Genomic DNA, 20,287 nt, shown 5'->3' with positions numbered 1-20,287 from the left:
CGATCGGAGGTGACCCCGCTGACCCAGCCACCGCCGTCGCTCCCTCTTACAGAAGCCAACCCGCCGGCACCGGGCCCTACGGCCCGGTCTGCGGAGAGCCCCCCCAATACCTTCCATAGACCCATTGTGATCAGAGGCACTGACATTCTTACCGGCCCTGCCGCAGACCACAGGCACAATTGCCGTCAAACCTCGCCCAGCCGACAGAAACGGTACACCTCCGAAAGCTCCGCCGCAGCCACCCGATGTATACACATGAGCCTCGTGACGGGCGGGGATCTTGGGAAAAGCTAGGCAAGCTCGCCTCTTGTGTATACACTCAAGACAAGTTGAAGCGAGGGAAGGAGGCGGGATGCGCGCGAGCGACAGGGCTTATGCCGCACTGCGCGATGACATCATCGAATGGCGCCTCCTCCCCGGTACAGTCCTCGCCGAAGTCGAGCAGTCTGAACGCCTTGGGGTCTCCCGAACGCCCCTCCGCGAAGCCCTCAGCCGGCTGACGGCGGAAGGTTTGACGACGGCGGGCGGCCGTGGCGTCGTCGTCACCGACATCTCACTGGAGGACATCGATGAACTGTTCGAGCTCCGCGAGACCCTCGAGGGGAAAGCAGCCGCGCTGGCCGCGGAGCGCGGCGATGCCGGCGTCTTCCGCGGACTCCAGGAGGAACTGCTGGCTGCGCCTGCCCTGCTCAACTCCCCCGATCCTGCCCGGCACGACTACTACGAGCTCGTCGGCCGCCTGGACACCGCCATTGACAGTGCCATCTCCAATTCCTACCTGGCGCAGGCCATGCGCAGCCTGCGCGTCCATCTGGTCCGGGTCCGCAGGCTGGCCGCGGACGACCAGGCCCGGCTGACAGCCGCCGCAGCCGAACATGCCGCCATCGCCGAAGCCATCGCTGAAGGCAACCCGCGGCTGGCCGAAGCGGCCACCACCGTCCACCTGCACCGCAGCCTTTCCCACGTCAAAGCCGTCCACACATCCGCCCAGAAGGAGTCCCATGGTTAAGGAACACCACGTCCGCGTCTACAAGAGCGAGGAAAATCTCCCGCGCGAACAGCAGTTGGCCCACAAGATTGCAGTGGTTGCCGCTGATCCCGTCGAAGTGACCGCCGACGTCACGGACATGGTGATCAACCGCATCATCGATAACGCCTCCGTGGCCGTTGCCTCGCTGAACCGCGCCCCCATCATTGCAGCCCGGGCGCAGGCCCTCACACACTCACCGTCCAGCGGCGGCAAGGGGGCCAAGGTCTTCGGCATCGGCGAACGCGTCTCCCCCGAGTGGGCCGCTTGGGCCAACGGCGTGGCCGTGAGGGAACTCGACTACCACGACACCTTCCTCGCTGCGGACTACTCGCACCCCGGCGACAACATTCCGCCGATCCTTGCTGTCGCCCAGCACGTGGGCTCCAGCGGTGCGGACCTGATCCGCGGCATCGCCACGGGCTACGAGATCCAGGTGAATCTGGTGAAGGCGATCTGCCTGCACAAGCACAAGATCGACCACGTCGCCCACCTCGGCCCCTCGGCCGCGGCCGGCATCGGCACTCTCCTGGGGCTCGACGTCGAAACCATCTTCCAGTCCGTCGGCCAGGCCCTGCATACCACCACGGCGACGCGCCAGTCCCGCAAGGGTGAGATTTCCACGTGGAAGGCGCACGCCCCGGCATTTGCCGGAAAGATGGCAGTGGAGGCGGTGGACAGGTCCATGCGGGGACAGACGTCCCCCGTGCCGATCTATGAGGGTGAGGACGGCGTCATCGCCTGGATGCTGGACGGCCCGGACGCCTCCTACGAGGTTCCGCTGCCCGAAGCCGGCGAAGCCAAGCGGGCCATCCTGGACACCTACACCAAGGAACACTCCGCCGAGTACCAGGCCCAGGCGTGGATCGACCTCGCCCGCAAGCTCAACCGGGAGCACCCGGAAGCAACCGATCCGGCGAACGTGAAGTCCGTCCTGATCAAGACGAGCCACCACACCCACTACGTGATCGGCTCCGGCGCCAACGATCCCCAGAAGTACAGCCCCACCGCCAGCCGGGAAACCCTGGATCACTCCATCCCGTACATCTTCACGGTCGCGCTGCAGGACGGTTCCTGGCACCACGTGGACTCCTACTCCCCCGAACGCGCCGCCCGCCCTGACACAGTGGAGCTGTGGCAGAAGGTGTCCACGGTGGAGGATCCCGAGTGGACCCGCCGCTACCACTCCCTGGACATCTCCGAGAAGGCCTTCGGCGGCTCCGTGGAGATCACGCTCACGGACGGCACGGTCATCCGCGATGAGATCGCCGTCGCCGACGCCCACCCGCTGGGCGCCCGGCCGTTCACCCGCGAGCAGTACGTGAACAAGTTCCGCACCCTTGCCAAAGACCTCGTGACGGAGGAAGAAATCGACAGGTTCCTGGCCGCCGTCGAACGCCTTCCGGAACTGGCTGCCGGCGAGCTGGACCAGCTCAACATCGCTGCGGCGCCCGGCGTCATCGACTTCAACGCCGCTCCCAAGGGGCTGTTCTAGATGCTGTACTCCGCCACCACCCCGGAGCAGAAGCGCCGCAAGTTCCGCGAGCTGTTGGGTTCCGGAACTATCCAGCAGTTCCCGGGCGCGTTCAACCCACTCTCCGCGCGGCTGATCGAGGAAAAAGGCTTCGCCGGTGTCTACATCTCCGGCGCTGTCCTGGCCAATGACCTGGGCCTGCCGGACATCGGCCTCACCACCCTCACCGAGGTGGCAACACGGGCCGGACAGATCGCCCGCATGACCGACCTGCCCTGCATCGTGGACGCCGACACCGGCTTCGGCGAACCCATGAACGTGGCCCGCAGCGTCCAGGAACTCGAAAACGCCGGGCTCGCCGGCTGCCACATCGAGGACCAGTTCAACCCCAAGCGCTGCGGCCACCTCGACGGCAAAAACGTCGTTGACCTGGACACCGCCACCAAACGCATCCGCGCGGCGGCGGATGCACGGCGGGACCCGAACTTCCTCATCATGGCGCGCACGGACATCCGTGCAGTGGAAGGACTGGACGCCGCGAAGGACCGGGCCAAGGCCCTCGTCGAGGCCGGCGCCGACGCCATCTTCCCCGAAGCGATGAAGGACCTGGCCGAGTTCCAGGCCATCCGCGACGCCGTCAACGTGCCGATCCTGGCCAACATGACCGAGTTCGGCAAGAGCGATCTCTTTACCGTCGACCAGCTGCAGGAAGTGGGTGTGAACATGGTGATTTATCCGGTCACCCTGCTCCGTAGTGCCATGGGGGCGGCTGAGCGTACGCTGGACTCAATCAGGGCCGACGGAACGCAGGAGGCACAGGTAGGGAGCATGCTGACGCGCGCGCGGCTGTACGACCTGGTGGATTACGAGGCCTACAACCGCTTTGATACCGGCGTCTTCAACTTCCGGATTCCCGGAACGGACTGACGCCCACATCCCCGCAGGACCACCGGCCGGTCCGGCCGGTTATCGGACGCAAGGAACGAAGGAGTTCAGCATGGCTGACGTAGAGATCAAGAAGGGCCTCGACGGCGTGGTGGTCGACTACACCGCTGTCTCGAAGGTCAATCCCGACACGAACTCACTGCTGTACCGCGGCTACCCTGTTCAGGAGCTCGCCGCCAGGTGCAGCTTCGAAGAGGTTGCTTACCTGCTGTGGAACGGCGAGCTGCCGTCTTCCGGCGAGCTGAGTGATTTCACGGCCCGCGAGCGGGCGGGACGGCGGCTGGATCCCGTGGTCAAGCAGGTGGTTGATGCCCTGCCGGTGACGGCCCATCCGATGGATGTGTGCCGCACCGCCGCATCAGTGATGGGCGCCCGCCATGAGCTGGCGGAGGATTCCTCCCCCGAGGCCAACATGGCCAAAGCCCTGGACCTGTTCGCCGCCATGCCGGCCGTGGTGGCGTACGACCAGCGCCGGCGCCGCGGCCAGGACCTCATCGAGCCGCGGGACGACCTGGGCTACTCGGCCAACTTCCTCTGGATGACGTTCGGCGAGGAAGCGGTGGCCGAAGTGGTGGAGGCCTTCAATGTCTCCATGATTCTGTATGCCGAGCACTCCTTCAACGCCTCCACCTTCACCGGCCGCGTCATCATGTCCACCCTGTCGGACCTCCATTCGGCGGTGACCGGCGCCATCGGCGCGCTCAAGGGGCCGCTGCACGGCGGAGCCAACGAGGCCGTCATGCACACGTTCGACGAGATCGGGATCCGGCCCGAGGAGTCGCTCGAGGAGGCCGCCGTCCGTGCCAAGGCCTGGATGGAGGACGCCCTGGCCCGGAAGAAGAAGGTCATGGGCTTCGGGCACCGGGTCTACAAGCACGGCGATTCCCGCGTGCCCACCATGAAGGCCGCCCTCGACAAGATGATTGCCCACTTCGGCCGGCCCGAGCTGCTGGGCCTGTACAACGGGCTCGAATCGGCGATGGACGAGGCCAAGGGCATCAAGCCGAACCTGGACTACCCGGCCGGCCCGACCTACCACCTGATGGGCTTCGACACGAACATGTTCACGCCGCTGTTCGTCGCCAGCCGCATCACCGGCTGGACCGCCCACTTCATGGAGCAGCTGAACGCGAACTCGCTCATCCGCCCGCTGAGCGCTTACAACGGTCCGGACGAACGGCACGTCCCGTAGCGGGTCACCCGTAAAGCGCACGACGCCGGAAATGGACGACGCCGGGCCGGTCACCTTTTTGGTGGCTGGCCCGGCGTCGTCCATTTTCCGCCAGAGAACGGGCGGTTACACGCCCCGGAAAGAATATTCGGCCGACGCCACGGTCTCGTTGTCGTCGTTCAGGGTGATGACGGCATCGACGACGCTTCCGGCCAGCGCCAGGGGCAGCCAGTGTTCCGCATCCTGCCACATGCGTTCCAGGGGAAGGGCGGAAACCAGGAACCACTCCGGAATGATCTCGGAGCTCTCGACGGGATCACCCATCCACCGGCGGGTGGTGAAAAGACGGGTCGACATGTTCCAGTCGGGGCGGGCAGGAAAGACGAATTCCACTGTTCCCGCGTCGGACAGGTCTTCTTCGAGGACGACGACGCCGGCCTCCTCCAACACCTCCCGGCACGCCGCCTGGGCGTCGGTCTCGCCAACCTCCACATGGCCGCCGAGCCCGACGATCTTGCCTGTTCCGAAGCCGGTCCTCTTCAGGCCAAGGAGCACCTCCGTCCCTGCTTCCGGGTGTTCCCGGAGGAGAAAGCAGAGGGTAACGGGCACGGAGGTCATGCAGACCAGCCTAGCGGTGCCGCCGCTATCCGCAGTTCTGTCCCAGGGCCAGGATTTATCCCCAGGCCCGGGTTTACCCAGCGCCGGTTTATCCAGCGCCGGTTTATCCCAGGGCGCGGGGATGCGCCGCGGCGTAAACTTCCCGCAGGGTGTCGGCGGTGACCAGGGTGTACACCTGGGTGGTGGTCACCGAGGCATGCCCGAGCAGTTCCTGGACCACGCGGACATCCGCTCCCCCTTCGAGCAGGTGGGTGGCAAAGGAGTGGCGCAGGGTGTGCGGGGAAACATCCTTGGTGATCTGGGCCTTGTCCGCCGCCGCCTTCAGGATGGTCCAGGCGCTTTGCCGGCTGATCCGACCTCCCCTGGCATTGAGGAACAGCGCAGGGGTGCCCTTGCCCTTCCCAGCGAGCAGCGGGCGTCCCCGGACCAGGTAGGCGTCAAGGGCACGGGCGGCGAAGGAGCCGAGCGGCACGAGGCGTTCCTTGGAGCCCTTGCCGAACAGCCGCACGATGGCAGGACCGGATTCGGCTGCCTGCACGGAGAGATCGTCCACGTCCAGCCCTACGGCCTCGCTGATCCGAGCCCCGGTGGAGTACAGGAACTCCAGCAACGCCCGGTCCCGGAGGCCCGTTGCAGTGTCTGTGCCGGCGGCTTCCAGGATCCTGGTGACCTCGTCCACGGTGATGGCCTTGGGCAGGCGTTTGCCGGGCATTGGCGGGTGGACATCGCTGGCGGGGTCCGCCGTCGTCGTTCCTTCCAGCGCCCAAAAGCGGTGCAGTCCACGGACCGCAACCACAGTCCGCGCCGCCGACCGCACCCCGAGCGGGGTGCCGCCGTCGGCGCCGTCGGAGAGCGCCTGGGCAAAGCCCGTCACGTGGTGGCGGGTGATGTCAGCCGGGCTGCTGAGTCCCTGCCCGGCGAGGTAGGTGGAATAGCGGGCGAGGTCGCGGCGGTAGGCGGACAGGGTGTTCGCGGCCAGGCCGCGTTCGACGCCCATGTGCTGAAGGTAGTCGGTCACGCCGCGGTCAATCGCGGTGCGGGGCCGTGCCGATGGTGAGGTGTCCGTGCCTGGCGTCAGCCTGGGTGCCGGCGTTTCGGCCTCGGTCACCGGGGTATCCTCCGGTGCCGCCGTGTCCGCGGACATCAGCGCTGGCTGGGGTGCGCCGGCCACTCGGCGTCGCCCGGCCGCAGTCCATTGAAGCCGTCCGCCTTGGCGGCGGCGGCAGCGAGGATTCCGACGACGGCCGACGGGTTGTGCAGGCTTCCATCCAGCACCGCGGAGACAGCGTCCTCCAGCGGGATCCAGTGCAGTTCGATTTCTGCCTCTTCGTCCGTGCGGACGTGCAGTTCGTGATGCGGGACCTCGGTGAGTCCGCGGGCGAGGTAAATGCGGATAGCCTCGCTGGAGGAGCCGGGCGAGTTGAAGAAGTCCACCAGGACATTCCACTTGCTGGCGATCAGGTCCGCTTCCTCGGCGAGTTCACGTGCGGCGCCCACCAGGAAGTCCTCGCCCTCGATGTCGAGCAGGCCCGCGGGAATCTCCCACAGGTCCATGCCCACGGGGTGACGGTACTGCTTGATCAGCAGCACTTCGCCGTCGTCGTTCATGGGGAGCACAGCGACGGCACCGGGGTGTTCGATGTAGTCCCGGACCAGGGGGTCGCCCTCGGCGGTGAGCTTGAAGCTGTCGCTGACTACGTCCCAGATCCGGCCGTTATAGACCCGCTCACGGGAGAGCAGACGGCGCGGGCTCGGCGCATCCGAAACCTGCCGGCCAGCAGGGGTGACTTCAGAATTACCGGGCATCGCGCCGTCCTTACTCTATGGGTGCTGTGAATCTATTCTGCTGCGGCTTCGCCGGTGGCGGCCGCGGCGGGTTCGAACGCGTTCGCGGCGCTGCCGCTCTGGTGGTCCAGGGCGGCCTTCACCAGTCCGGCAAAGAGCGGGTGCGGCCGGGTGGGCCGTGAGCTCAGTTCGGGGTGCGCCTGGGTGGCCACGTAGTAGGGGTGCACCTCGCGGGGCAGCTCCACGTATTCCACCAGCTTGCCGTCCGGAGACGTGCCGGAGAACACCAGGCCCTCGGCGGCAATCTGCTCGCGGTACTTGTTGTTCACCTCGTACCGGTGGCGGTGCCGTTCGCTGACGGTGGTTTTGCCGTAGGTCTCGGCGATGACCGAGCCCTCGTCCAGCTTGGCCTCGTACAGGCCAAGGCGCATGGTGCCACCGAGGTCGCCACGGCCCTCGACGAATTCCAGCTGCTCTTCCATCGTGGCGATGACGGGGTACTTGGAGTCCGGCTCAAACTCGCTGGAGGAGGCACCCTCGAGGCCGACCACGTTGCGGGCGTATTCGATGACCATGCACTGCAGGCCAAGGCACAGGCCCAGGACGGGCAGCCGGGACTCGCGGGCAAACTTCAGGGCGCCCAGCTTGCCTTCCAGGCCGCGGATGCCGAAGCCGCCCGGCACGCAGATCGCGTCCACGCCTTCCAGGGAGCGCACCGCACCCTCGTGGGTTTCGCATTCGTCGGAGGGCACCCAGCGGATCTTGACCTTGGCGTTGTTGGCAAAACCGCCGGCGCGCAGTGCCTCCGTGACGGAGAGGTAGGCGTCCGGGAGGTCGATGTACTTGCCCACGAGGGCAATTTCGACCTCGTGCTTGGGGTTGTGGACAGCTTCGAGGAGCTTGTCCCAGCTGGTCCAGTCCACGTCCTTGAACGGCAGGTCCAGCGCGCGGACGATGTACGAATCCAGGCCCTGCGTGTGCAGGGTCTTGGGGATGTCGTAGATGCTGGGGGCGTCGGCGGCGTTAACCACGGCGTCGATATCGACGTCGCACATGCGGCCGATCTTCTCGCGCATGGCCTCGGGGACTTCGCGGTCCGAGCGGATCACGATGGCTTCCGGCTGGATGCCGATGGAGCGGAGGGCGGCCACGGAGTGCTGCGTGGGCTTGGTCTTCAGTTCCTGCGACGGACCGATGTACGGCACCAGCGAAACGTGGAGGAAGAAGACGTTAGTCCGGCCGATGTCCTGGCGGACCTGGCGGGCGGACTCGAGGAAGGGCTGGGACTCGATGTCGCCAACGGTCCCGCCGATTTCCGTGATGATGACGTCCGGGGCATTCTTGCCCTCGGCGGGAAGCCGCATCCGGCGCTTGATCTCGTCGGTGATGTGCGGGATGACCTGGACGGTGTCACCGAGGTATTCGCCACGGCGTTCCTTGGCGATGACCGTGGAGTAGACCTGGCCGGTGGTTACGTTGGCCGAACCCTCGAGGTTTTCGTCGAGGAAGCGCTCGTAGTGTCCGATGTCGAGGTCGGTTTCAGCACCGTCGTCTGTGACGAAAACCTCGCCGTGCTGGAAGGGGTTCATCGTGCCCGGATCCACGTTCAGGTAGGGATCGAGCTTCTGCATAGTTACAGACAAGCCGCGTGCCCGCAGCAGGTGTCCGAGGCTGGAGGCCGTCAGTCCCTTGCCTAGCGAGGACGCCACACCACCGGTGACGAAGATGTGCTTTGTCTTGGACGAGCCCGGGAACCGGGAATTTACACGGGAATTTGATCGCTGCACCACGGAATTCGAGCCTATCATCATCTGCGCCTTCCACGGGTCGGGTATGCGTCCCCAAAGGCTTCAGTTTTCCCTGTCCAGGCGCTTCCGGCAAGGGCAGCCGGGAGCGCCACGTTGGCCCGGCCGGGCTTACGCCTGCTGGGGCAGGAGCTTTGCGTCGTCCAGCAGCTCCTGGGCGTGCGCCTGCGCGGTTTCGGAGTCCTCCTGGCCTGCCAGCATCCGTGCCAGTTCCTTGACGCGTTCAGCCTCGTCGAGGAGCTGGACGTCGCTGGAGGTGAAGCCCTTGGCGGTGGAGCCGTCGGAGCCGCGCACCGAGTTCTTGGTCACACGGATGTGCTGGTCGGCGAAGGCCGCCACCTGTGGCAGGTGCGTCACCACCAGGACCTGGACATGGCGGGCCAGCATGGCCAGCCGCCGGCCGATCTCGACGGCGGCACGTCCGCCGACGCCGGCGTCGACCTCGTCGAAGACGAACGTGGGCACGGGGTCAACAGCAGCCAGCACCACCTCGATGGCCAGCATGACCCTGGAGAGCTCGCCGCCGGACGCGCCCTTGCCCAGCGGCCGGGCGGGGGCGCCGGAGTGCGGCTGCAGCAGGAACGAGATCTCGTCACCGCCGTGGGGCCCAAGCTGGGCGGCGGGTTCGATCGTGATCACCAGGGTGGCGTCAGCCATGGCGAGTGCCTTCAGCTCGGCGCTGACCCGGGCGGAAAGGTCCTTGGCGGCCTTGGCACGGACCTTGCTGATGGCTGCGGCCTGCTTCTTCAGCTCCGCCCCGGCCCTGGCCACCTCGGCTTCCAGGTTTTCGATCCGGGTGGAGTCACCCTGCAGTTCGTCAAAGCGTGCCCGGGCGGTCTCCGCCCATTCGAGCACCTCATCGATGCTCGGGGCGTACTTCCGGACCAGCTTGGCCAGGGCTGCCCGGCGTTCCTCGATCTCTGCCAGCCGTTCCGGCCCCTCCGAATCCAGCCCCGCCTGGTAGCTGGCCAGTTCGGTGGCGATGTCGTTGAGCAGGAACCCCACCTCGGCGAGGCGGGCGGCCGCCGACCCGAGTTCCTCGTCATGTTCGGCCACGTGCTCCAGGGTGCGCTTGGCCGCATCCACGAGCGACGTGGCGTCTCCGGCCTCGCCGAAGTCCTCGGCAATGAGGGCCTGGTGTGCCGTGGTGGCGGCGATCCGCAGTTCCTCGACGTTGGCCAGCTTCACGGACTCGGCCTTCAGGGCCTCGTCCTCCCCCGGCTGCGGGTCGATGGCGTCGATCTCCGCCAGCGCGGCTTCAAGGGACTCGGCCTCGCGGAGACGCTCGCGCTCCGCGCTGCGCAGCGAGTCCAGCTCTGCCTGGCTGGATTTCCAGGAGCTGTAGAGGTCCTGGAATGAGGCGAGCGTGGACGCCAGCCCATCCCCCGCGAACTTGTCGAGGGCCTCACGCTGGGCCGCGGCGCCTTTGAGCCGGATCTGGTCCGTCTGCCCGTGCACCACCACCAGCGACTCGCCGATTTCGGCCAGCACTCCCACGGGGGCAGCCCGCCCGCCGAGGAACGCCCGGCTGCGTCCGTCGGCACCCAGGCGCCGGGACAGCAGCAGTTCCGCGCCGCCGTCGAACTCTTCAACCTCGGCACCGGCGTCCCTGGCGCGTTCCAGCGCGAGGTGCCCGGACTGAAGCTGCACCACCGCTTCGGCGGAGGCGCTCTTGGCGCCGCTGCGCACTGCGCCGGCGTCCGACCGGGCTCCCAGCAGCAGCCCAACGGCGGTGACCACCATGGTCTTGCCGGCACCGGTCTCGCCGGTGACCACGCTGAGCCCGGGGCCCAGCGGCAGCGTGGCGTCGGTGATGACGCCGAGATCTCGGATTCTCAGTTCTTCAAGCATGGTTCACTTTTCAGTCGGAGGATCGGATTCTGAACCGGGTTCGTATGGCCGGAGGCCCGAGGGCGGCGCCATGGTCCGGGGTGTGCGGACGATCGGGACGGGCCCCGTGTGTATCTGCTCGGACTGCGGCACGGGGCCGCGCCAGCCATGGATGGGGAGCTCGAACTTGCGGACCAGCCGCGCCGAGAACGGGGTCTGGTGCGTGCGGGCCAGGCGAACGGGCGTGGCGGACCGGGTGACCTCCACGCGGGCACCGGGCGGCAGGTCCACGGAGCGCCTGCCGTCACACCACAGCACGCCCAGGGCGTCCGTCCGGTTGAGGACTTCGACGGCCAGCCGGGACCGCGGCGAGACCACCAGCGGTTTGGCGAAGAGGGCATGCGCGCTGATGGGCACAATCAGGAGGGCCTCAACCTCCGGCCACACCACCGGGCCGCCGGCAGAGAACGCGTAGGCGGTGGATCCCGTGGGCGTCGCGAGCACCACGCCATCGCAGCCAAAGGAGGTCAGCGGGCGCTCGTCCACTTCCGTGACCAGTTCGAGCATGCGCTCCCGGTCGCCTTTTTCGATGGCGGCCTCGTTCAGGGCCCACGTGTGCCAGATCTTCTGGCCGCGGACCCAGACCTGGACGTCGATGGTCATGCGCTCCTCCACCGTGTATTCACGGCTGGCGATCCACTCGACTGTCTGGGCGAGGTCCGCACGCTCGCTCTCGGCGAGGAAACCGACGTGGCCGAGGTTGACGCCCAGCAGCGGCACATCCTCTTCACGGACCAGTTCGGCCGCCCTGAGAATGGTCCCGTCGCCGCCCAGCACCATGACCAGTTCGACGTCGGGAAGCTGGATATGGTCGTGGAGGATTTCGACTGGCTGCTCCATCTGCCCGAAGAAGCCCTCCATGTCGCTCAGCTCGGACTTCTGCATGACGGGGATGATGCCGGAGGCGTGGAGCTGGGCGCACGCCTCCCAGGCCGCCTTTAGGGATTCCTCGCGGCCGGTGTGGGCAAGTACCAGTACACGCCTGCTCATCGCGTTCCGCTCTCTAGTGGTTCGGCCAGATCTTTCCCAGCAACGCAGCCACGGCTGCGTCCCGCTCTTCGATCTTAGGCAAGTCTTCGGACATTCTTTGCGTTATCCACAGGAAGTATTCGACATTTCCGTCCTGGCCCGGCAAGGGGCTGGTGGCCAGCCCCCGCAGTTCCAGTCCGGCGTCGAGCGCCGCCCCCGCCACTTTACCGACAGCCAGCCGCCGTTCGCGTTCCGAGGTGACCACTCCCGTGCGGGCGAGCCGCTCCTTGCCGATCTCGAACTGTGGCTTGACCATGAGGACCAGGTCGCCGCCCGGGGCGGTGCACGCTGCCAGCGGGGCCAGCACCAGCGTCAGCGAAATGAAGGACAGGTCAGCGACCGTGACCTCGGCCGGGCCGCCGATCTGGCCGGGCTCCATGTAGCGGACGTTCATCCCCTCATGCACACTGACGCGCGGATCGCTGCGGAGCTGCGGCACCAGCTGGCCGTGCCCGACGTCGACCGCCACCACGTGCGCGGCGCCCCGCCGGAGCAGGACGTCAGTAAAACCACCCGTGGAGGCGCCGGCGTCAAGGCACCGTTTGCCTTCGACGGCGACGGCGGGGAACGCGTCGAGCGCTCCGGCCAGCTTGTGGCCGGCCCGGCTGACGTACGCGTCCGCCGCATCTTCGGCAACGCTCAGTTCCCGGTCAGCGCCCACCTGGAGCGACGCTTTGGCCAGGACATCGCCGCCGGAAGTCACCTTGCCCTCGGCGATGAGCCGGGCGGCATGCGTGCGGGAGCGCGCCAGTCCCCTGCTGACGAGCAGTTGGTCGAGTCTGGGCATGGTCAGGCAGCACCCGGGCCGGGACGCGGCGCACCGTGCTGCTGCTGACCGTGCTGCGGCTGACTGTGCGGTGGCTCTTGGTTCAGGGCTTCAAGCAGGGCGTCATGCATGCCGGCATAGGCGGCCTGGTGCTCCGAAACCGGCAGCCCGGGAACGTCGCGGACCCGTTCCAGGATGGCAAGCACCGCGGGATCGGCGGCTGCGGCATCCGAGGAACCGCTGCCGGACACCGCCAACTCCGGCCAGACAGTGTCTGAAACTGCAGTGTCTGAAGCTGCAGCGTCCACAGCTGCAGCGTCCACAGCTGCAGCGTCCGACTCGTCGTTACTCAACTCGGGCATGGCACCAGTCTATTAATCCAGCCATTTGAGTTCGGGAGCCGTGGGGCTGTCGGCCTCGGGCCTGGCCGTCCACCATGCCGCGCACGCCGCACGCCACGAATCGAGATTGTCCTTGGCACCGGTGATGCGGATGGCATCGCCTTCCACGGTTGCCGTGGCGTTCCCGCAACGGAACGTCCCGCCGTCGTTATCAATCTCCGGATACGGCTCATACAGGCCGGTCAGGTCATGGATGATGTAGCGGGGCCGCTCGTCCGTCTTGGCGGCCAGCATGGTTTCCAGGGTGTCGATGCCGGTCAGCACGGCCACAGTGGCAAAGCCGGCCCGGTTGCCGCCCAGGATGTCGGTGTCGAGGCGGTCGCCCACCACCAGCGGACGGTCGGACGAGAGCCGCTTGGCCGCGGCGTGGAACAGCGGAGCTTCCGGTTTGCCGGCGACGAGGGGTTGCCGGCCGGTCGCTGCCGCCACTGCGGCGACCAGGGATCCGTTGCCGGGCGCGGTTCCCCGGGACTGCGGAAGAGTCATGTCGGTGTTCGTCGCAACCCACTGCACGTCGCCGTCAGCCAGGACGAACGACGCTTCGGCGAGTTCCTTCCAGCCGATCGCCGGGTTGAAGCCCTGCACGACCGCCACCGGCTTCTCCTCGGCGCTGTGCACCGGCTTCAGGCCAACAAGCTCAACCTCGTGGGCCAGTGCCGGGCTGCCCGTAATCAGCACGGCGGCGCCTGCGGGAAGCAGGGACGCCAGCAGGTCAGCCCCAGCCTGGGAGGAGCTCACCACCTGGTGGTCCTCGGCGGGGGCACCAAGCTCGCGCAGGTGGGCAGCGACCTGTGCCGGGGTACGGGAGGCGTTATTGGTGACGTAACCGAGGCCGACGCCGATCCCGGCCAGCCGCTGCAGGGAATCGACAGCGCCAGGGATGGCGTGCGGACCTCTGTAGACAACACCGTCCAAGTCAGCAAGCAGGGCATCGAACCGCGAAATCAGTTGTTCATCGTTCATGGCGGACTAGTCCTCCGAGCCGTTCTGGCGCCCGTCAGCGTCCTGGTGTTCGGTGTGTTCATCGTCCTCGTCAGGTTCTGCGGAATACTCGTCAGACTCTGCATCGTCGGATTCGAAGTAGTCCGCTTCCGCGTCATCTATGTTTTCCTCCGCCGCGTCCACCGAGGGACGCTGTGCAGCAGCTTCCTCACCGGCGCTGACAGCGGTGGCGGCCTCGTTGCCGGAAGACTCCGTGCCGGCCTGCGCGGCCGTGCCTGCGGCCTGCGCAATCCGCTTCCGGCGTTCGGCTTCTTCGCGGGCTTCCTCTTCCTCATCCCAGCCGAGGTCGATGATGTCCGGTTCCTCGGCCATGCCCTGCCCCAGGGCTTCTTCCGCCACGACGGCCTGCCGCTGCCACTTTCCAGCCTCGTCTTCGCGGCCGACGGCGGTCAGCGCGTCAGCATAGGCGCGGAACAGGCGCGGGCTGTAAGAAAAGGCGCGGTTGATGTCCAGCTGAGGGATCTCCAGCTCCGCGACGGCGGCGTCCAGCTGGCCAAGGTCCGCGCGGGCACCGGAGGCGACAATTGCCAGCTCCACCTTGCCGGGGGCGTCGAGGTCCTGGGCCTCCTCGGAACGGACGACGTCAAGGGCGCGGTCGGGACGGCCGAGGCCGCGTTCGCAGTCGGCCATCACGGGCAGGTGGACGTTTGAACCGCTGATCCGCCGGTAGGTGCGGAATTCGCGCAGGGCTTCGCCGTAGTGTCCGGCTGCGTACGCCGTGAGACCGACAGCCTCACGCACGGCGGCCAGGCGGCCGCCCCGGCGGCTGGCGGCGAGGGCGTGCTGGAAAGCCAGTTCGGGCTCTTCGTCGAGGAGCCGTCCGGCCATCACCAGGTGGCGGGCCACCCATTCTGCACTCTTCGATTCCAGAGTCTTGATCTGGTGCTGCGTGGCGCGGTCGAGTTCCTTGCCCGTGACGTCCTCGTCGATCTCGGGCGAACGCTCGCGGTCCGGACGGTTGGCGCTACGGAGGTCGCGGGCGTTGGGAACCCGGGCGGGGCGGTCCTCTGCCCTGTCACGGCCGTACTGGCGGGGACCGGAGTCGCCGCGGTCAAAGCCCCGGAGTGCACGGTCCTCACGGGGGCCACGGTCCTGCCAGCCGGCGCGGTCCTGACGACCAGCACGTTCCTCGCGCGGTCCTCGGTCCTGTCGATCTGCACGGTCCTGTCGATCTGCACGGTCGCCGAAGGGGCGGCGGTTTTCTCCGCCACCAAAGCTGCGGCGGTCGCCGTCGCCCTCACGACGCGGACGGTCACCAAACGGCTTGCGGTCACGATCACCAAACGGCCGGCGCTCACCACCACCTTCAAAGCCGCGGCGATCACCGCCCCCAAAACCGCGCCGGTCGCCGTCGCCATCACGGCGCGGACGATCACCAAACGGCTTACGGTCACGATCACCAAACGGCTTACGCTCGCCGCCACCAAAGCCGCGCCGGTCACCCTCGCCCTCACGGCGCGGACGATCACCAAACGGCTTACGGTCACGGTCACCAAAGCTGCGCCGGTCGCCGTCGCCCTCACGACGGGGACGGTCACCAAACGGCTTACGGTCACGATCACCAAACGATTTACGCTCGCCGCCACCGAAACCGCGGCGATCACCCTCGCCCTCACGACGCGGACCGTCGCCATACGGCTTACGGTCACGGTCACCGCCGAAACCACGGCCATCACGGGCGCGGAAGCCCCGCGGATCGCCGCCGGAGTTATTGGTCCCCCTAAACGGGCCCCCCTGCCGTCCCCGGTTGCTTCCCGAGTTGCCCCCGTCGTTTCCGCCGCGGTAACCGCCGCCCTTGTGCTCAGCCATGGTGGATTCCTCCTGTAGTGAGCCGACCACTGGCGCGATGTGCAGCCGCTCTTATCCGTGTTTGGTTGTCTTGCGCGACCCGTGATGAAGCATCCGGTGTCCGCATATCTCTAGCAATTCTAGGTGAGAGCCGGCGCCAGCTACCAACGGCGAAGGCCTTCCACGGGCCGGCGTGTGCATCCTCACAGACCGCAGGCCGCTCCACCTGCTGCGGCCCGGGGCGGCTATTCGCGTCTGACCGGCGCGGGCAGGTACCGGCCACCCCACAGGGAAAATCCAAGGAGGCGTGGCAAAACTGGCCCCGACAGCATCGCCTAGGGGGAACCATGAATAAATCACGGACGAAGCCGGTGGCCGCTGCTGCCACAATCCTTGCCTGCGGGCTGCTGGCACTACTCGTTGCCTACTCGACCGAGGCAGGCCAGGAAGCAGCACTCCTGGACCGGACCGGCGCAGCGGTCATCTGGGGGCTGCCGGTTGCCAAACTTGTGTTCAATGCTGCGGCCGCGGGCACGCTCGGGCCGCTGGTCCTTGCCCTTGTTGCCCTGCCTCCAAACGGACAGGCGTATGCGAAATCCCTAAGCCTTGCCGGAATTTCTGCAGTGCTTTGGACGGTGGCGGCCGCCGTTAACAGTGTTCTGACGTTTCACTCGCTGGCCAACCTGCCCCTGTTCTCCGATGGTTCAGGGGCCATCTTCATTAGCTACCTGACGGACGTCGACGCAGGCAGGCGAAGCGCCCTGACCGTCCTGATTACCGCCATCGTGGCGCTTCTCTGCTTCGGCGTCCAAAGCCAGCGGGCGGTGGTCCTGACTGCGGTACTTGGCTCCACAGCCCTGTTTCCCCTGGCCCTGAACTCCCATGCTGCCGGCGGCGGCGGCCACGCCGACAGCACGGTTTCCGTGGTGATGCACATGGCCGCCGCCGCCGTCTGGGTCGGCGGACTGGCTGCCCTCGTCCTCCTGCGGCGGTTCCTCGGCGCCGACCTGTCCACCGCGGTGCGGCGCTACTCGACGTTGGCACTGCTGTCCTTCGTTGCCCTGGCTGTTTCAGGCGCAGCGGCTGCGTGGGCAGGGGTCGGCACTGTGGAAGGACTGGCGAGCCCGTACGGCTTCATATTGGTAGCTAAAACCGTTGCCCTCGTGGGCCTCGGCGCCTGCGGAGCACTGCACAGGAGGTGGGTCCTTGGAAGGCTGGAGGCTGCGCCCGGCAAGGGACCGGCTCTCTTCATTGCCCTGGCCGTCACCGAGCTCGCCGTCATGGCTGCCGCGTCAGGAATGGCTGCGGCGCTAGCGCGCACCCGGCCGCCAAGCGTTGTGCAGGGAGCACCAGCTCCGGAAACCGTGCGGGTGCCGGGCTTCCTTGATGTGTTCAGCAACTGGAAGCCGGACCCCCTCTGGATAGTTGCGTGCGGCCTCGCGGTCATCCTGTATGTCGCCGCCATTCGGCGGGTGCGGCTGCAGGGCGGGCACTGGCCTCTCCACCGCACAGCGACGTGGGGGGTGGGAATCACGCTCCTGTTCCTGGTGACGAACGGAGGAATCCGGGTTTACCAGGAGTACTTGATCAGCACACACGTCCTGACACAGATGCTCCTCATGGCAGTCGTTCCGCTCCTGCTGGTTTCGGGTGCACCGCTCACCCTGGCCAGGCTCGCCGTGCGCCCGAGGCCTGACGGGACGGTCGGGGCGGCCGTGGTACTTGATCTGGCGCTTCGTCCGGTCAGGGCCGCTTCGTCGGCGCCGTACGTTCCGGCCGCCGTGCTGGCGGCAGTGCTTGCGGTGCTGTACTACACGCCTTTGTTGGAATATTCATCGCGCACGCAGTTCGGCTATCAGGCGATGGCGCTGCTGGCCCTGTTCTCCGGCTGCCTGTTCTTCGCGTCCCTTGCCCACAGTCCTGGCGGCACGCCTGCCGCCTCCCTGGCCACGCAACTGGTCACCCTGGCTGCAGTGGCCGGACTCTATGCAATGCATGGCTGGGCCCTCGCCCAACAGGCGGACCAACTGCCGGACTCCCGGCGGGAAGCATGGGTGGTCACTGCGAGCCAGCCCTGGGACCAGCCGGTTCTGGCAGTTGTGGAGCCCGCCGGCGCTGCCATGTGGATGGTGGCGGGCTGCTCCCTGTGCGCAGCCGCGGTGGTACTGCTTCGGCGGGTTGGTCAGCGCCCCTCCGGGAGCCCCGGGAAACACCGGGATTCGGCGCCTGCCCAAGACCTTGTCATGTCCCCGGAAAACTGACTACTCGGGGCCACCCAAGAAGGTCGGCTTGGCCCCTATCTCTTTTCAAGGTTTCCGCAGGGTAGGTAGTACACCCTTCAACTAAAGCATTTGGATTTATCAAAGACTTGGGGAGGTTCGGCCGTGTCAGTATCACGCCGTCAGGCATTGCAAATAGGTGGAGTCGGAATCATCGGCGCCTTCGGGTTGGCTGTCCCGTTGACTTCGGTCAACGCAAAGTCGGCCAGTCTGCTGGCGTCCCGCAACATGCCGAGGCCCTACCAGCGGACCCTTCCCATTCCGGAGGTGCTCAAGCCCAAGAGCACGACGGTGGACCCGGACGGCCACAAGCGGCACCTGTACCAGATCGAACAGAGGGCAGCCTTGGCGAATATCGTGCCGGGCCTCAGCACTCCCATCCTCGGCTACAACGGAACGTTTCCGGGGCCCACCATCAAGGTGAACAAGGACGAACGCATCACCCTGGAAATGGACAATGTGCTGCCTATGTTCCACCCGCAGTGGGGGTACCGGCTGGACACCTCTACCCACTTGCACGGATCAGCGTCCCTGCCGCAGTACGACGGCTACGCCAACGACCTCACCGGGCTGGGCTACTGCAAGGACTACCAATACCCCAACTTCCAGCCGGCACGAACGCTGTGGTACCACGACCACGCCGTGCACAACACCGCCCAGAGCGTCTACTCCGGCCTGGCCGGCCAGTACCACCTGCATGACGAGGTGGAAGGCAACATACTTCCACAGGGCAAGTTCGACGTGCCGCTGACGATTTCAGACGCCATGTTCGCGGCCAACGGCCAGCTCGGGTACAACGACAACACCCATTCAGGCCTGTGGGGCGACGTCATCCTGGTCAACGGGGCACCATGGCCGGTGATGAAGGTCCAGCGCAGGATCTACCGCTTCCGCATCCTCAATGCCTCCATCGCGCGCTCGTACCGTTTCTCCCTCAGCACGGGAGATCCGGTGACCATGGTCGCGACGGACGGAGGCCTGATGCCGACGGCGCAGCAGGTCACGTCCTGGCGGCAGGCCGGCGCGGAACGCTATGAGATTCTCATCGACTTCTCGAAGTACCCCGTCGGCAAGCGTGTGGAGCTCCGCAACCTGTCCAACAAAAACAACGTGGACTACGACTACACAGGCCGGATCATGGCCTTTGATGTGACCAGCGAACCAGTGGACACATCCGGCCCAGGCGCCCGCGTACTGCCGACGCTGCTCGCCGCCAGCGGTACGATGAGCCTGAAAACGTCCCAGTCCGTGAAGACCCGGCACATGCGCGTGAAGCGCGATCTCGAGACCTGGACCATCGGCGGCATGACGTGGGACGAAGTTGTGAAGAGCGGCTACCGGAAGGTCCTCGCTGATCCGGACCTCAATGACGTGGAAATCTGGGAGATCGAAAACAGCTCCGGCGGCTGGTTCCACCCGGTCCACATCCACCTCGTGGACTTCCAGATCCTCAGCCGCAACGGGAGGGCGCCCTTCCCCTACGAACGCGGACCCAAGGACGTGGTCTACGTGGGCGAAGGCGAGACGGTCCGGTTGCTCATGAAGTTCGAGCACCACCGGGGCCGGTACATGATCCACTGCCACAACCTGCCACACGAGGACCATGACATGATGGCCCAGTTCAGCGTTGGCATAGACACCAACGAGGACGACCCCAACCACCCGATTGATGCTGTCCGCCCGCACCTGATTGGCGAGACACCGGCTTCTGGCGGGACCACCCAGCCGACCGAGACGGCCAGCCCCGAAGCCACGGAGAGTGCAGCACCTATTCAGTCCGCTGCCCCGGTGACCACGGAGACGGCTGCGCCCGTAACTACGGTGCCCACCCAGTCAGCAGCACCGGTGACCACACAGCCGGCAACCCAAACGGACGTTGTCACCATCACTACGGCGAGGCACCGGTTGAGGAAGGACATCACTTTCGCGGGAACGTGCAAGTACTCGGGCACAGCAACGGGCGGAACGGTGACACTGTACGACGTCACTCCGGGCCGGGCGGCTACCCGCATCGGCGCCACGACTATCAACTCCTTGGGCAACTGGACCTGGACAACCAAACCCGGCCCCTCAGTGCAAGTCAAGGTGGTGAGGGCGGACTCAAGCCGCGGCGGTACGGCGACCGCCACAGTCCGCACCAGCTAAGTCCTTAAATGCGGGAGAGCCCCGACCAATTGCTTGGTTGGGGCTCTCGACCGTTTTTTCTCAAATGAGTGTCCGGCGGTGACCTACTCTCCCACACCCTCCCGGGTGCAGTACCATCGGCGCTGTGGGTCTTAGCTTCCGGGTTCGGAATGGGACCGGGCG

At 66.6% G+C, this 20,287-nt stretch carries 17 protein-coding genes and 1 rRNA gene; 7 read left to right on the top strand and 11 right to left on the bottom strand.

Going from position 1 to position 20,287, the window contains the following annotated elements; genetic code table 11:
• Positions 1 to 352: 352 nt before the first annotated feature.
• From ACFTR6_RS16085 to ACFTR6_RS16070, 4 genes are all read left to right on the top strand, one after another.
• Complete coding sequence (locus ACFTR6_RS16085) at positions 353 to 1,009, top strand: GntR family transcriptional regulator (protein WP_076798069.1); 657 nt, start codon at positions 353 to 355, stop codon at positions 1,007 to 1,009.
• The gene (locus tag ACFTR6_RS16080; RefSeq protein ID WP_377958619.1) at positions 1,002 to 2,522 is read left to right on the top strand and encodes an MmgE/PrpD family protein; all 1,521 of its coding nucleotides are present in this window, start codon (positions 1,002 to 1,004) and stop codon (positions 2,520 to 2,522) included. Before ACFTR6_RS16085 ends, ACFTR6_RS16080 begins: the two co-directional genes overlap by 8 nt.
• Positions 2,523 to 3,428: a methylisocitrate lyase gene (gene prpB, locus ACFTR6_RS16075; RefSeq protein ID WP_377958618.1), complete on the top strand. Its 906-nt coding sequence runs from the start codon at positions 2,523 to 2,525 to the stop codon at positions 3,426 to 3,428.
• Between the two features lie 70 nt (positions 3,429 to 3,498).
• Positions 3,499 to 4,638, top strand: a complete 1,140-nt coding sequence (locus ACFTR6_RS16070; RefSeq protein ID WP_377958617.1) for a bifunctional 2-methylcitrate synthase/citrate synthase — start codon at positions 3,499 to 3,501, stop codon at positions 4,636 to 4,638.
• 105 nt (positions 4,639 to 4,743) lie between these two features.
• Here the strand turns inward: ACFTR6_RS16070 and ACFTR6_RS16065 are convergent, their stop codons facing one another.
• The 10 genes from ACFTR6_RS16065 to ACFTR6_RS16020 form a co-directional block, all read right to left on the bottom strand.
• Entirely contained in the window at positions 4,744 to 5,235 is a 492-nt protein-coding gene (locus ACFTR6_RS16065) for an 8-oxo-dGTP diphosphatase (RefSeq protein WP_377958616.1), read from the bottom strand.
• Between the two features lie 103 nt (positions 5,236 to 5,338).
• A complete protein-coding gene (gene xerD / locus ACFTR6_RS16060; RefSeq protein WP_377958615.1) occupies positions 5,339 to 6,379 on the bottom strand; it encodes a site-specific tyrosine recombinase XerD in 1,041 nt (346 codons plus the stop codon).
• The gene (locus ACFTR6_RS16055) at positions 6,379 to 7,041 is read right to left on the bottom strand and encodes an NUDIX domain-containing protein (protein ID WP_377958614.1); all 663 of its coding nucleotides are present in this window, start codon (positions 7,039 to 7,041) and stop codon (positions 6,379 to 6,381) included. The genes xerD and ACFTR6_RS16055 overlap by 1 nt, the downstream gene beginning before the upstream one ends.
• 32 nt (positions 7,042 to 7,073) lie before the next feature.
• Positions 7,074 to 8,828 (bottom strand): CTP synthase, encoded by a 1,755-nt coding sequence (locus ACFTR6_RS16050; protein ID WP_076798075.1) that lies wholly within the window; start codon positions 8,826 to 8,828, stop codon positions 7,074 to 7,076.
• Positions 8,829 to 8,936: 108 nt separating this feature from the next.
• On the bottom strand, positions 8,937 to 10,676 hold the full coding sequence (recN, locus tag ACFTR6_RS16045) for a DNA repair protein RecN (RefSeq protein WP_076798076.1): 1,740 nt from the start codon (positions 10,674 to 10,676) through the stop codon (positions 8,937 to 8,939).
• Positions 10,677 to 10,679: 3 nt separating this feature from the next.
• On the bottom strand, positions 10,680 to 11,705 hold the full coding sequence (locus ACFTR6_RS16040; protein WP_076798077.1) for an NAD kinase: 1,026 nt from the start codon (positions 11,703 to 11,705) through the stop codon (positions 10,680 to 10,682).
• Between the two features lie 13 nt (positions 11,706 to 11,718).
• The gene (locus ACFTR6_RS16035; protein ID WP_377958613.1) at positions 11,719 to 12,531 is read right to left on the bottom strand and encodes a TlyA family RNA methyltransferase; all 813 of its coding nucleotides are present in this window, start codon (positions 12,529 to 12,531) and stop codon (positions 11,719 to 11,721) included.
• A gap of 2 nt (positions 12,532 to 12,533) precedes the next feature.
• Positions 12,534 to 12,872, bottom strand: a complete 339-nt coding sequence (locus tag ACFTR6_RS16030; RefSeq protein WP_377958612.1) for a hypothetical protein — start codon at positions 12,870 to 12,872, stop codon at positions 12,534 to 12,536.
• A gap of 12 nt (positions 12,873 to 12,884) precedes the next feature.
• Positions 12,885 to 13,874 (bottom strand): HAD-IIA family hydrolase, encoded by a 990-nt coding sequence (locus tag ACFTR6_RS16025; protein WP_087874144.1) that lies wholly within the window; start codon positions 13,872 to 13,874, stop codon positions 12,885 to 12,887.
• A 6-nt stretch (positions 13,875 to 13,880) separates the two neighbouring features.
• Positions 13,881 to 14,759, bottom strand: coding sequence for a hypothetical protein (locus ACFTR6_RS16020; protein WP_087874145.1), 879 nt, complete (start codon positions 14,757 to 14,759; stop codon positions 13,881 to 13,883).
• A gap of 36 nt (positions 14,760 to 14,795) precedes the next feature.
• On the opposite strand from ACFTR6_RS16020, the gene ACFTR6_RS16015 reads away from it, so the two are divergent.
• From ACFTR6_RS16015 to ACFTR6_RS16005, 3 genes are all read left to right on the top strand, one after another.
• Positions 14,796 to 15,740: a hypothetical protein gene (locus ACFTR6_RS16015; RefSeq protein ID WP_377958611.1), complete on the top strand. Its 945-nt coding sequence runs from the start codon at positions 14,796 to 14,798 to the stop codon at positions 15,738 to 15,740.
• A gap of 308 nt (positions 15,741 to 16,048) precedes the next feature.
• Positions 16,049 to 17,962: a cytochrome c oxidase assembly protein gene (locus tag ACFTR6_RS16010; RefSeq protein WP_377958610.1), complete on the top strand. Its 1,914-nt coding sequence runs from the start codon at positions 16,049 to 16,051 to the stop codon at positions 17,960 to 17,962.
• A 198-nt stretch (positions 17,963 to 18,160) separates the two neighbouring features.
• Complete coding sequence (locus tag ACFTR6_RS16005) at positions 18,161 to 20,125, top strand: multicopper oxidase domain-containing protein (protein ID WP_377958609.1); 1,965 nt, start codon at positions 18,161 to 18,163, stop codon at positions 20,123 to 20,125.
• A gap of 70 nt (positions 20,126 to 20,195) precedes the next feature.
• Here the strand turns inward: ACFTR6_RS16005 and rrf are convergent.
• A 5S ribosomal RNA gene (gene rrf / locus ACFTR6_RS16000) occupies positions 20,196 to 20,287 on the bottom strand; the annotation flags it as partial.

This window comes from Arthrobacter sp. NPDC057009 (genome assembly GCF_042673905.1).
In the GTDB taxonomy this organism is placed as follows: Bacteria; Actinomycetota; Actinomycetes; order Actinomycetales; family Micrococcaceae; genus Arthrobacter.
This window is presented reverse-complemented; position numbering and strand designations above follow the sequence as displayed.

Coding starts and splice junctions, on each gene's coding strand:
- ACFTR6_RS16055 (WP_377958614.1), bottom strand. CDS start 7,041: ATGCCCGGTAATTCTGAAGTCACCCCTGCTGGCCGGCAGGTTTCGGAT.
- xerD (WP_377958615.1), bottom strand. CDS start 6,379: ATGTCCGCGGACACGGCGGCACCGGAGGATACCCCGGTGACCGAGGCC.
- ACFTR6_RS16040 (WP_076798077.1), bottom strand. CDS start 11,705: ATGAGCAGGCGTGTACTGGTACTTGCCCACACCGGCCGCGAGGAATCC.
- ACFTR6_RS16010 (WP_377958610.1), top strand. CDS start 16,049: ATGAATAAATCACGGACGAAGCCGGTGGCCGCTGCTGCCACAATCCTT.
- recN (WP_076798076.1), bottom strand. CDS start 10,676: ATGCTTGAAGAACTGAGAATCCGAGATCTCGGCGTCATCACCGACGCC.
- prpB (WP_377958618.1), top strand. CDS start 2,523: ATGCTGTACTCCGCCACCACCCCGGAGCAGAAGCGCCGCAAGTTCCGC.
- ACFTR6_RS16030 (WP_377958612.1), bottom strand. CDS start 12,872: ATGCCCGAGTTGAGTAACGACGAGTCGGACGCTGCAGCTGTGGACGCT.
- ACFTR6_RS16070 (WP_377958617.1), top strand. CDS start 3,499: ATGGCTGACGTAGAGATCAAGAAGGGCCTCGACGGCGTGGTGGTCGAC.
- ACFTR6_RS16035 (WP_377958613.1), bottom strand. CDS start 12,531: ATGCCCAGACTCGACCAACTGCTCGTCAGCAGGGGACTGGCGCGCTCC.
- ACFTR6_RS16025 (WP_087874144.1), bottom strand. CDS start 13,874: ATGAACGATGAACAACTGATTTCGCGGTTCGATGCCCTGCTTGCTGAC.
- ACFTR6_RS16065 (WP_377958616.1), bottom strand. CDS start 5,235: ATGACCTCCGTGCCCGTTACCCTCTGCTTTCTCCTCCGGGAACACCCG.
- ACFTR6_RS16085 (WP_076798069.1), top strand. CDS start 353: ATGCGCGCGAGCGACAGGGCTTATGCCGCACTGCGCGATGACATCATC.
- ACFTR6_RS16050 (WP_076798075.1), bottom strand. CDS start 8,828: ATGATAGGCTCGAATTCCGTGGTGCAGCGATCAAATTCCCGTGTAAAT.
- ACFTR6_RS16080 (WP_377958619.1), top strand. CDS start 1,002: ATGGTTAAGGAACACCACGTCCGCGTCTACAAGAGCGAGGAAAATCTC.